This is a genomic window from Schaalia sp. JY-X169 (assembly GCF_014069575.1).
Classification (GTDB): domain Bacteria; phylum Actinomycetota; class Actinomycetes; order Actinomycetales; family Actinomycetaceae; genus Scrofimicrobium.
In genome coordinates, this window is record NZ_CP059675.1 from 257,832 (window position 1) to 268,902 (window position 11,071).

Below are 11,071 nucleotides of genomic sequence, written 5' to 3' on the forward strand. Positions count from 1 at the left end.
ATCGATCCATTGCAATAGGGAGATGAACTTTGACAGACGGAATGCCTGAGCCTCGTGCTCCGCAAGAGGCACGCCGTCTTCCCCGAGCATTATCGGTCAGTTTGCAGGTGCTAGCTTGGGTGGTCGTCGCCCTCTCGGCAGTTGCTATTGGGCTGGCGCGATGGACACTTCGCACGTTCGGATCAATCACCCCTGATCAAGCACTGTTGAATCTGCGCGGCGCGGGGCAAGAAGGTGGCGGCGGGAGTGAGCTGATCGTAGAGGCCGTAGTCGCGTCGGCGGTAATTCCTTTGGCACTGGTCTCTCTGGTTTGCGGTGGGTTCTACTTCCTACGCCGACGCGTCGTACGCAGGAACGTCAACCAAAAGCTCTCCTCTCACGGGTTCGCCGCGGCGTTGACAGTATTGGCCGTAGCTATGCCGGTCGCAGGAGCAGGCTCGATTGATTCGGCGCTACAGGTCCGCCAGTACATTGCCTCAAGCGATCCGTCCCTGGATGTCGGGGCCTACTACGTGCAACCCGAGCGCCTGGAACAACCCAGTGGAGACAAGCCCAACCTCGTCCTCATCTACCTTGAGTCGATTGAAGATACATTCCAGGATGAGGGTCTTTTTGGGGTGGACATGCTCGCTGACTTGACGCGGGCAACCGAAAACTGGGACACGATAGACGCGCTGGAGCAGTATCCCGGTGGCGGATGGACAATGTCCGGGATCGTCTCTACCCAATGCGGTGTCCCACTTCGATCGTCCTCGGCCAGTGGGGTGACCTCGACTGACACTACGGACCAGGCAGGCGTGCTCAACAAGTTCCAAGGAGAGAGCTACATGGCCGGGGCGCAGTGCCTTGGCGATGTGCTCGCAGAGAATGGCTACCAGAATGTGTACCTAGGTGGGGCGCGTGCGGCATTTGCAGGAAAAGGGTCTTTCCTTACTACCCATGGTTACGACAAGGTCTTGGACCTTGAGCACTGGGATGCCCAGGGCGAAGTAGAGAAGTCTGAGCGGTGGGGACTATCGGATCGCCGCCTGCTAGAGAACGCTAAGAGCGAGATTCTCTCACTTCGGGAGTCAGGAGAACCATTCAACCTGACGATGCTGACCCTCGACAGCCACGAACCTGCTCATCTCTTCCCGTACTGCGAGCCTGTGAGCGATCTGGACACGACCTCTGTAACCACCTGTTCAATGAACGTCGTCGCTGACTTCGTTACATTTCTTGAGTATGAGGGGTTCCTTGACGACACGGTGGTAGTCGTCATGGGTGACCACCTCAAGTTTCCCGCCACCGCCAACAGCTACTTTGAGGAGCTAACCTCCACAGAGAACCGCACTATCTTCAACCGGATATCGGTTCCTTCCGAACTGGAGATCAAAGAAGCCACTGTGGATCAGCTGGGTGTGTATCCAACCATTCTGGATGCCCTTGGGTTTCAGTTGCAAGATGGACAAGCAGGCTTGGGAGTCTCAGCTTTCCACCACGGAATCCCCATCCAGTCGCTGCGCTCGTTGAATGCGGACGAGTATGAAACCATCATCCGCTCACGGTCCCAAGACTTCTATGACGCGCTCTGGGGTCTAGACACGCTGGTCGCGCAGCCTCCCGAACAGTGAACTTATCCCGATGATTCCCCAGAAGCCCATATCGGAGTAGCACGCAATGGCGACCCAGAGATATCACGGCATTTGGCTGGTGTTCTGCGGTGGTGCGCTCGGCACACTGCTGCGCTATCTGATTGATGTTGCGCCAACGCGTGTCGCTGGGTTTGCCCTAGACATCTTCATCATCAACGTGGTTGGAGCGTTTCTATTGGCGTTCCTAGTGGGCTGGATTACTGGCGCGGGGGAACCAACCCGGAAGCAACTGCGCCTTCGTCTGCTTCTCGGTACCGGCATGATGGGCGGTTTTACGACCTATTCGACGCTTGCGGTTGAAGTCGCGCATTCCCTGAGCGACGGACGCTGGCTGGGAGCATTGGCGTACTCACTTGGGACAGTCTTGGGTGGTGCAATGCTCAGCGTGGCGGGGTTACTTGCAGGAAGACGTGCCGTGCGAGCGCGACGGCTTCGTCGAGTGTCTAAGGAAGCACCGTGAGCAGTCTGGTACTGGCATTTCTTGCTGCCGTCGCCGGGGGACTGGGCGCAGCGTTGCGGTTCCTAATTGACATGTCCATTCCCGCTAAGGCCAGAGCTAGTTTTCCTTGGGGCACTTGGCTTATCAACATCACTGGCTCATTCGTCCTCGGACTCGTCGCGGGCCCGCTCACTGGTGCGGTGTGGGGACCGATCTTTACGGTTGGGCTGCTCGGCGGATATACGACTTTTTCAGCAGCCAGCCTTGAGACGGTGTCACTCGCAGAAGACGGGAGGTGGGGGGCGGCTCTCTTCTACGGGCTAGGTACCCTGGTGATCAGCGTGCTTGCTGCGCTGGGCGGAATCACCCTGACGGTCTAGACGACTTGAGATCTAGTCGCGAGCCCCACGGTCTTGGTGTCAGCGGTCATCTGCTCGCCGCGCGTAAAGAGTCCTGCGCTTCACACCGAACCGGCACTACAAAAACGTGTTATAGAACTGACAAAGCAATCTGACACTTCCCTCCAAATGGATGTGCCAAGATTATTGAATGTCACCACGCCATGCCACACGGGTATCCAAGAGTAAGCCAGATACGTACTGGCGCTTGCTCGCAGCAACTGTCGTCGTATTGGTGAGCGTAGTTCTCGTGGTTTTGGTAATCCACGGTACGGAGCGTGCACCAAGAATTACAGCGCAATCTAGCTCCACATCGCTTCAATATGGAGACGTCGCTGCCGCTTCTCTCCCAGATGGGGTGGCAACGTCTGGTGTCACTCTTTCCCCGCTGGCCATTCGTCCTTACGGGAGGAGCCTGGATAACCTAGCCGATCTTAACGATCCAAGGCGCGAGTACGATGAGAACGGCGTAGTCGTGCAGCCATGGCCGGATCACGAGGGCTTCGTGACGCACCCAGTAGGTTTGTCCTGGTACATCGTGTATGCCATAGAGTCCTACTTCACTTCAGGTGATCCCGAGTACCTAAACAGAGCGGAACTCAACGCCCAGAAGCTGCTTGACGACTCAGAACTTGTCGATGGTGTCAGATGGTTCCCCTACGACTTCGACCACGTATTTCACGGCGTCATTCCCCTGCAGGCACCATGGTATTCGGGCATGGCTCAGGGCATGGCGCTCTCTGTGTTTACGCGCATGTACGAGGCGACAGGGGAAGACAAATGGAAAGTCGCGGCCGACGAGACATTTGCTTCGTTTACCCAGGATGCGCCTGCTGACAGGATGTTCTTAAACATCGATGACGGGAATCTGTGGTTCGAGGAGTACATACAGCCTGACTACCCGGCCAGCCACGTGATCAATGGGCATATGTACGCGATGTGGGGACTATTTGATTACGCCATTCAGTTCGATAACGAGCGGGCCGCAGCGCTCTTCGACGCTGGTGCGACGACGATTCGCGACTCATTCTCTGAGTGGAGATATGAGAATCAATGGTCCTTCTACTGTGCGGGTCAAGTTTGTAAGGATATCGACCTGAGGCCGGAGAACTATCATCGCGGGGTAACATACCAACTTACGGACCTCGCGCTCATGACAGGCGACCGCACATTCCTAAACATGGCAGACACATTGGAAGAAGATGCTGCCGCAGCGAGCGGCAGTTGATCTGAGCAACTCCACCCGGTATTTCGGTCCCGATCTAGCAGGTGGCGCAGCAACGCTCCTTTAGCGCCGCCACCACCGCGTCGGCAGCATGTCCGTTCCCGTAAGGCGCCGCATCTGTTGGCGCGGGACGGGGACGCGTTGCTGCCGCGGTGAGGGCGGGGCCGGGTTCGACGAGGACGTTCCAGCCGAGTTCCACTGTTTCGACCCATTCGGTCTCTGGGCGCACCGTGGTGCAAGGTACACCGAGCAGGAACGCTTCCTTCTGCAGTCCTCCCGAGTCAGTGATGACGCCGCGGGAGTTCATGACGGCTGAAACAAGTTGTGGGTAGGGGATGGAAGCGTGGGCAATCAGGTTCCCGCGAGCCAGTGTCAGGCCGTGTTCCTCAACTTTGGCCAGTAGTCGTGGGTGGGCGAGGATCACCACTGGATGGTCCACGTTGCCCAGCGACTCAAGGATCGCTTCTAAGTGGGCCGGGTCATCCGTGTTTTCCGCACGGTGGATGGTGGCAACCGAGTAGGTGCCCGGCATCAGATCCAGGCTGTCCTGGAATGGGGAGTTCTTGCCCTTCACTTTATCCCGGGTCTCGTAGAGGACATCCGTCATCACGTCACCAGTGATCACAGCACCCTCGGTAATGCCCTCATGGGCAAGGTGATCGGCGCCAACCGTTGTTGGTGTGAGCAGAAGGTCAGAGGCGTGGTCGGTAAGAACACGGTTGTGTTCCTCCGGCATACGCCGGTTGAAAGAGCGGAGGCCAGCCTCAAGATGAGCCAGGGGAATGTGCATCTTCGCCGCACAGATCGCCGCTGCGAGCGTCGAGTTCGTGTCCCCGTAAACCAGCACCCAGTCGGGATTGTGCTTCGCATAGACGTCGTCGAGGGCGCTCATCATTGCCCCCGTTTGTTTCCCGTGTGATCCCGAACCAACCCCCAGGTGTTCGGCTGGTGCCGAGATCCCCAGGTCCTCAAAGAAAACATCAGAGAGCATCGGGTCGTAGTGCTGACCGGTATGCACGATGACGTGCTCGATTCCCGCTTTCTTGAAGGCCTTATCGATTGGTGCCAATTTGACGAACTGAGGGCGTGCGCCGACCACGGAAAGAACTCGCGGGTGTCGATTGTAAGGGTAGGTGCTAGGAACGGGTGCAACGTATTCTTGGTGAACATCTGACACTGCGACGGGTTTGGAGGAGTTCGGAGTATGGCGACCAATGAAAGGGTTCTGGTACTGCTCACCAACCAATTTCCGATTCCAAGCGGGGACTACGCCTTCATATCAAATGAGATTGGTGAGCTCTCCGATGCTTTTGACCGAATCTATGTCTGGAGCCACGCTACTCCTGAACAAGACACCGTCCCACTTCCCGCAAATGTAACCTACATGGGAACACTAGGACCGGCAGAACCCCTGACGACTGGAAAGGTTGCAACCGCTAGTCGGGTTCTTCGCATGCTACGGCCACTGATGGTCCCGGAAATTCAAGCCGGGGTGATCCGCAGCAAATCTCAGTTCAATGTCGCGCTCAACACCGCAATCAGGGCTGTTCGGGGTGCTGAAAGGGTGGAGGTCGGCCTCAAACGACATGGGCTGAAGCTCGAAGACGTGTATGCCTATGGCTTCTGGGGTGTCCATGGGGGACTACCACTAGCACTGCTGGGTAGGAGGACGAAGTCAGCAGTTGTCCGCGTGCATCGCTATGACCTCTATGAGGAGATGACGGGATACATACCGTTTAGACGAGGCCTATTCAACAGTGTGGACCTGGTGCTCCCCATCTCTGACCACGGACATTCGTATCTGGTTGAGCGCTACCCAAGTGTGGCTCACAAAGTGGTGACGCAGCGTCTCGGCACGGTTGACCGCGGACTGGGTCCAGAGCCCCAACCTGGGCTCAGTCGCATCGTGAGTTGCTCCAACGTGATCCCTCTCAAGCGCGTTCCAATGATCTTTGAGAGCCTCAGGGAGGCCGCGCTAACCAGCCCGATTGAGTGGGTTCATTTTGGCGATGGAGCGGATTTTGCATCTTTACAGTCACTGATCGCAAAGCATGATCACCCCGGCCTTTCAGTCGGCCTGCGTGGTCGCGTTCCAAACTTGAGCATCCTGGAGTATTACCAGAGCACCCCGATTACAGCGTTCGTGAACCTGAGCGAAAGTGAAGGCGTACCCGTAAGCATCATGGAGGCCATGTCCTATGGGATTCCCATCGTCGCAACCGATGTTGGTGGGGTAGCGGAACTACTTGGGGTAGATGGCGAATCAGGTGTCCTCCTTCCAGCGGATCCGACCGCGAAGGAAGCAGCCGTCGCGGTGCTCAAGGTGATAGAGGAACGCTCCGGCTTCTCTCCAAGACAGCAGTGGATGCGGCTAGCAAATACGACCAATCTAACGAGTGGGTTGGTAGACAAAATGATGGGTGCAGAGTCGAAGAAACATCGAGGCGCACGCAGACTATTCTAAAAAGAGTATCCACTTGCCCCATGCTTACTTGAGGATTAGCGGCCCTTCTGTAAGTTGTTTATTGGCTGGTCTGGGACTGGCTGGCAGGATGGGTGTTATCTGTTCGGTGGGTGGGGCAGAAGGCGGCAGATTTCCTGCTCAGTATTGGTCGAACTAGGTAAGAATTGTCTTGTAGATTTCCTCAAGCTCATGGAGGCCGCGTTGAGGTGAACGTTCCGCAAGCACCCAGTCACGCCATTCCAGTGAGCTACTTTCAGCATGCTCCGGGTGATTCAACAGATCCTCGACATGCTCACGTGCATTAGCAATTGGGGTTCCAGGACCCGGCACCCCGACTTCCAGAGCCGGATCAATCCACCCAACTAATGGGCGACCGAGGGCGAGACACTGCAAGTCTGACATTCCCAGGGAGCCAAAGGAGAACTGGCCGATGACAACATCAGCAGATTTCAGCGTGCCTTCAAAATCCTCTGAAGTCATCTTTGGGAGCATCTTCACGCCCGCCTCCTTCGCGCTTTTGGCATGCGTTCCCCAGTCCACCCCTACGACCTCGATTCCATCTGCCACAAGGTCTCCCGCGAGGTCGACCAGGCTTTCCCCGCCTTTGGAATCGTCCCAGCGTGCCGAGAAGAAGACTCGACCGGTCCGTGCTTTGGGACTCTCCTGAGCCCGCATGGAGCGGCGGTACGTTTCTGGCGGGAGTGGGTTGGGGACATAAGTTGCAGAGGAGTCCAGCTCTTGTGCGGCTTCAAGTAGATCTGGTGTTGCTACGACAAGTTGTGCCGAGTGCTTCACGGCTGCACGTTCGACGTGTCCTATCAGGGGGCGGTGGAGGTCTTGGCGCAGATCGGTGCCGTGGAGGTGCAACACGTAGGGTGCATTTTTTAGCCAGCCGTAGTATCCGTTAGGACCGTAGTGAATGTGCTGTACCTCCGGCTTGGTTCCATCGCTCAGGTAGCGGAGCGCATCGGTGCCGCGTCTAGCCCAAGCGGAAAGCGACGTGAGTGAGGGTGCGGCCGGGAGATTGCGCAGGGCCCAGCTGCGGCCGTTGGCACGAGCTGTGTGCACCAGGTTGGTTCCAGTTGATGCAACATCGCCCAGATGAAGTACCTTGGTGTCGTTGCTGTACATGTCACTCCAGGTGCGGTTGGGTGTAAGAGCATTGCCGGTTCTGACGCTACCAGCGTCTGCCGGTTAGCGGCAGTTGGGCGGGAGCGACTGGCGAGAGAAACTATAGAAGTCGGCTCTGCGTGGAAGGTTAGGTGGGAGCATGGGAAGCAACCGTCGGTACTCCGGTGCGGCACTGGTGTTCTGTGGTGGTGCGCTCGGCACTCTTCTGCGCTACCTGATTGATGTTGCATCTGTTCGCGTCTCTGGGTTCGCCCTCGACATCTTCATCATCAACGTTGTCGGTGCGTTCATACTGGCGTTCTTGGTGGGGTGGATTACGGGGGCAGGGGAGCCGACACGGAATGAACTACGTCTGCGACTGTTTCTGGGTACCGGCGTGATGGGAGGCTTCACAACATACTCGACGCTTGCGGTTGAAACTGCGCACAACCTAGGTGATGGACGCTGGACGAGCGCGCTGGTGTACTCGTTAGGGACAGTTCTGGTTGGTGCACTGCTCAGCGTGGCCGGGGTGTTGGCGGGAAGGCGCGCTGTGCGTGCGCGCAGGCTCGGTCGGGTCCTGGGGGAAACACGATGAACGGCCTGCTTCTCGCGCTTCTGGTTGCCGTCGCCGGAGGATTGGGTGCGACGTTGAGGTTTGTCATCGACATGTCCATTCCCGCGAAGGCTAGAGCACGCTTTCCCTGGGGCACCTGGCTCATCAACATCACAGGCTCATTCGTCCTCGGACTCATCGCTGGTCCGCTCACTGGTGTGGTGTGGGGGCCGATCTTTACGGTTGGGCTGCTCGGCGGGTACACGACGTTCTCAGCAGCCAGCCTCGAGACAGTGTCGCTCGCTGAGGACGGGCGGTGGGGGACTGCTCTCTTCTACGGCTTAGGGACCTTGGTGATCAGCGTGCTTGCTGCGCTGGGCGGGGCGGCTCTGACCAGTTGACGGGGAGTCTCAGTCGAGTGCGCCGGGTGCTATGGCTTGAAGTCCCTGGCTCATCGCAGCATCTACCATGCGTTTGTCATACGTAATGATGCCGCGTACGTCGGGCGACAGCTTGGTGGCTGTCGCGATGTGGATGGCATCCAAGGTACGGAGAGTCGCTGGCTCGACCAGCGGCGCAGAGGAACTGACTCTGCCTCTGGAACGAAAAGCTTCACAAGTGCCGAGGTGTCGATGTAAACACCCTGCACTACAATCGATCCGATCGTTGATCGCTGAGCAGCATCTCCGAGGAGAGCCCCTCGGGCAGAGAAATCTGTGGAAGGTCGATCTCCCAGAGACCGCGCTCATCCGTTGGGAGGTCAACCAACCCGCGCTCCACCAGCGCCGCCACCACCGCGTCGGCAGCATGTCCGTTCCCGTAAGGCGCGGCGTTGGTAGTGGTGGGACGGGGACGCGTTGCTGCCGCGGTGAGGGCGGGGCCGGGTTCAACGAGGACGTTCCAGCCGAGTTCCACCGTTTCAACCCACTCGGTCTCCGGGCGCACGGTGGTGCAGGGGGCGCCGAGCAGGAACGCCTCCTTCTGCAGTCCTCCCGAGTCAGTGATGACGCCGCGGGAGTTCATGACGGCTGAAACAAGTTGTGGGTAGGGAATGGACGCGTGCGCAATGAGATTGCCGCGGGCAAGGGTCAACCCATGTTCCTCAACCTTGGCCAGGAGTCGTGGGTGCGCAAGGATCACCACTGGATGGTCCACGTTGCCCAGCGACTCAAGGATCGCTTCTAGGCGGGCCGGGTCGTCCGTGTTTTCGGCACGGTGGATGGTGGCGACCGAATAGGTGCCAGGCATCAGATCCAGGCTGTCCTGGAACGGGGAGTTCTTGCCTTTCACCTTGTCGCGGGTCTCGTAGAGGACATCCGTCATCACGTCACCCGTGATGACAACACCTTCGGTAATTCCCTCATGGGCAAGGTGGTCGGCACCAACCGTGGTTGGGGTGAGGAGTAAGTCAGAGGCGTGGTCGGTGAGGACGCGGTTGTGCTCTTCCGGCATGCGCCGGTTGAAAGAGCGTAGGCCTGCCTCAAGATGAGCCAGGGGAATATGCATCTTCGCCGCGCAGATCGCCGCTGCAAGCGTTGAGTTTGTGTCGCCATACACCAGCACCCAGTCGGGATTGTGCTTCGCGTAAACGTCGTCGAGGGCGCCCATCATGGCACCGGTTTGCTTCCCGTGTGATCCCGAACCAACCCCTAGGTGTTCGGCAGGTGCCGAGATCCCCAGGTCCTCAAAGAAGACATCAGAGAGCATCGGGTCATAGTGCTGGCCGGTGTGGACAATGACGTGCTCGATGCCCGCTTTCTTGAAGGCCTTATCGATTGGTGCCAACTTGACGAACTGGGGGCGTGCGCCGACCACGGAAAGAACTCGCATGATGTGATTATAGGCAAGAGCGGGTTTATCTGGTCACAAGCAGGATTGGCGCCAAGTGCCCAAAGGTAGACTTGGCCCTGGTTCATCCGCGGATACTTGCACAGAATGAAAGGCATGCTTCATGCGCGTAGCAGTTGTTGCTCTTGGAAAGATCGGTTTGCCACTGGCAGTTCAGTTTGCTGACGCAGGCTGCGAAGTGGTGGGTGTTGACGTCAATCAGCACACGGTTGATCTGGTCAATGCAGGTATTGAACCCTTCCCCGGGGAGGACTTCCTTCAGGAGAAGCTTTCCGTCCTCGTCCCTGCCGGACGGCTGCGGGCCACAACCGACTACGCAGAAGCCATTCCTGGTGCGGATGCTGTCGTCCTCGTCGTTCCCCTGTTTGTCAATGATGAGACTTGGGAGCCCGACTTTGGCTGGATGGATGCCGCTACCGCTTCGCTTGCGGGCCACCTCACCCCCGGAACTCTGGTTTCCTACGAGACAACCCTCCCCGTGGGGACGACTCGCAACCGTTGGAAGCCCATGATTGAGCAGATCTCCGGTTTGAAAGAGGGCGTGGATTTCGACCTCGTCTTCAGCCCCGAACGTGTCCTGACCGGTCGCGTGTTTGCCGACCTGCGCAAGTACCCCAAACTGGTTGGCGGACTGTCGGACCGTGGAACCAAGGCAGGCATTGAGTTCTACAAGCAGGTGCTGTCCTTTGATGAGCGTCCCGACCTGCCCCGTGAAAATGGAGTATGGGACATGGGCAGCGCCGAGGCCGCGGAGATGGCCAAGTTGGCTGAGACCACGTACCGCGATGTCAACATTGGTTTGGCCAACCAGTTTGCCGTTTACGCAGACAAAGAAGGCATTGACGTCAACCGCGTCATCGACGCCTGCAACTCCCAGCCCTACAGCCACATTCACCGCCCAGGAATTGCGGTTGGTGGTCACTGCATTCCTGTTTACCCGCGCCTCTACCTGTCGACGGATCCCGATGCTTCGATCGTGCGGACCGCGCGCCAGTTCAACGCGGCAATGCCCGACTACGTGGTGTCCCAGGTGAAGAACCTGGTTGGTTCCTTGAAGGGCCAGAAGGTTGCCGTGCTGGGTGCCTCCTACCGTGGCGGCGTCAAAGAGACCGCGTTCAGTGGCGTCTTTGAGACCGTGGATGCACTGCGACGTGAGGGTGCCGATGTGATGGTTGAAGATCCCATGTACGAGGACGAAGAACTGGCCGCCTTTGGCTGGGATCCCTACCACGTTGGCGAAGACGTTGACGTGGTGATCGTCCAGGCCGACCACAAGAGCTATGCGAACCTTTCCCCACGGGACTTCCCCGGCATCAAGCTTCTGTTTGACGGGCGTCGCATCACCAACCCAGACAACTGGGTGGGAACGCCCCGGCTAGTTATCGGGGAGTAGATCA

At 58.1% G+C, this 11,071-nt stretch carries 11 protein-coding genes; 8 read left to right on the forward strand and 3 right to left on the reverse strand.

What is annotated here, in order from left to right; all coding sequences use genetic code 11:
* Positions 1-41: 41 nt before the first annotated feature.
* From H2O65_RS01125 to H2O65_RS01140, 4 genes are all read left to right on the forward strand, one after another.
* Entirely contained in the window at positions 42-1,613 is a 1,572-nt protein-coding gene (locus tag H2O65_RS01125) for a sulfatase-like hydrolase/transferase (protein ID WP_182141799.1), read from the forward strand.
* Between the two features lie 46 nt (positions 1,614-1,659).
* Positions 1,660-2,094: a CrcB family protein gene (locus H2O65_RS01130; RefSeq protein ID WP_182141800.1), complete on the forward strand. Its 435-nt coding sequence runs from the start codon at positions 1,660-1,662 to the stop codon at positions 2,092-2,094.
* A complete protein-coding gene (crcB, locus tag H2O65_RS01135) occupies positions 2,091-2,453 on the forward strand; it encodes a fluoride efflux transporter CrcB (protein ID WP_259349543.1) in 363 nt (120 codons plus the stop codon). Before H2O65_RS01130 ends, crcB begins: the two co-directional genes overlap by 4 nt.
* Before the next feature lie 169 nt (positions 2,454-2,622).
* Positions 2,623-3,699 carry a D-glucuronyl C5-epimerase family protein gene (locus tag H2O65_RS01140; RefSeq protein ID WP_182141801.1) on the forward strand — a complete coding sequence of 359 codons (1,077 nt, stop codon included), beginning with the start codon at positions 2,623-2,625 and terminating at the stop codon, positions 3,697-3,699.
* Positions 3,700-3,733: 34 nt separating this feature from the next.
* Here the strand turns inward: H2O65_RS01140 and wecB (H2O65_RS01145) are convergent, their stop codons facing one another.
* Positions 3,734-4,795, reverse strand: coding sequence for a non-hydrolyzing UDP-N-acetylglucosamine 2-epimerase (wecB, locus tag H2O65_RS01145; RefSeq protein ID WP_259349544.1), 1,062 nt, complete (start codon positions 4,793-4,795; stop codon positions 3,734-3,736).
* 105 nt (positions 4,796-4,900) lie between these two features.
* Between wecB (H2O65_RS01145) and H2O65_RS01150 the strand changes: the two genes are divergently transcribed.
* Entirely contained in the window at positions 4,901-6,160 is a 1,260-nt protein-coding gene (locus H2O65_RS01150; RefSeq protein WP_182141803.1) for a glycosyltransferase, read from the forward strand.
* A 153-nt stretch (positions 6,161-6,313) separates the two neighbouring features.
* On the opposite strand, the gene H2O65_RS01155 is transcribed toward H2O65_RS01150, so the two are convergent.
* Positions 6,314-7,291, reverse strand: a complete 978-nt coding sequence (locus H2O65_RS01155; protein ID WP_182141804.1) for a glycosyltransferase — start codon at positions 7,289-7,291, stop codon at positions 6,314-6,316.
* Positions 7,292-7,430: 139 nt separating this feature from the next.
* Between H2O65_RS01155 and H2O65_RS01160 the strand changes: the two genes are divergently transcribed.
* Both H2O65_RS01160 and H2O65_RS01165 read left to right on the forward strand, forming a co-directional pair.
* Complete coding sequence (locus tag H2O65_RS01160) at positions 7,431-7,868, forward strand: CrcB family protein (protein WP_182141805.1); 438 nt, start codon at positions 7,431-7,433, stop codon at positions 7,866-7,868.
* Complete coding sequence (locus tag H2O65_RS01165) at positions 7,865-8,227, forward strand: CrcB family protein (protein ID WP_182141806.1); 363 nt, start codon at positions 7,865-7,867, stop codon at positions 8,225-8,227. The genes H2O65_RS01160 and H2O65_RS01165 overlap by 4 nt, the downstream gene beginning before the upstream one ends.
* A gap of 247 nt (positions 8,228-8,474) precedes the next feature.
* Here the strand turns inward: H2O65_RS01165 and wecB (H2O65_RS01170) are convergent, their stop codons facing one another.
* On the reverse strand, positions 8,475-9,656 hold the full coding sequence (gene wecB / locus H2O65_RS01170) for a non-hydrolyzing UDP-N-acetylglucosamine 2-epimerase (protein ID WP_182141807.1): 1,182 nt from the start codon (positions 9,654-9,656) through the stop codon (positions 8,475-8,477).
* A 121-nt stretch (positions 9,657-9,777) separates the two neighbouring features.
* Here wecB (H2O65_RS01170) and H2O65_RS01175 point away from each other — a divergent pair, with 121 nt between their 5' ends.
* Positions 9,778-11,067 (forward strand): nucleotide sugar dehydrogenase, encoded by a 1,290-nt coding sequence (locus H2O65_RS01175; RefSeq protein WP_182141808.1) that lies wholly within the window; start codon positions 9,778-9,780, stop codon positions 11,065-11,067.
* The last annotated feature ends 4 nt before the right edge of the window (positions 11,068-11,071 follow it).

Bases quoted from the DNA above. Each gene is read 5' to 3' on its own strand.
- H2O65_RS01125 (WP_182141799.1), top strand. From the start codon at position 42: ATGCCTGAGCCTCGTGCTCCGCAAGAGGCACGCCGTCTTCCCCGAGCA.
- H2O65_RS01130 (WP_182141800.1), top strand. From the start codon at position 1,660: ATGGCGACCCAGAGATATCACGGCATTTGGCTGGTGTTCTGCGGTGGT.
- H2O65_RS01140 (WP_182141801.1), top strand. From the start codon at position 2,623: ATGTCACCACGCCATGCCACACGGGTATCCAAGAGTAAGCCAGATACG.
- H2O65_RS01150 (WP_182141803.1), top strand. From the start codon at position 4,901: ATGGCGACCAATGAAAGGGTTCTGGTACTGCTCACCAACCAATTTCCG.
- H2O65_RS01155 (WP_182141804.1), bottom strand. From the start codon at position 7,291: ATGTACAGCAACGACACCAAGGTACTTCATCTGGGCGATGTTGCATCA.
- H2O65_RS01160 (WP_182141805.1), top strand. From the start codon at position 7,431: ATGGGAAGCAACCGTCGGTACTCCGGTGCGGCACTGGTGTTCTGTGGT.
- H2O65_RS01165 (WP_182141806.1), top strand. From the start codon at position 7,865: ATGAACGGCCTGCTTCTCGCGCTTCTGGTTGCCGTCGCCGGAGGATTG.
- wecB (WP_182141807.1), bottom strand. From the start codon at position 9,656: ATGCGAGTTCTTTCCGTGGTCGGCGCACGCCCCCAGTTCGTCAAGTTG.
- H2O65_RS01175 (WP_182141808.1), top strand. From the start codon at position 9,778: ATGCGCGTAGCAGTTGTTGCTCTTGGAAAGATCGGTTTGCCACTGGCA.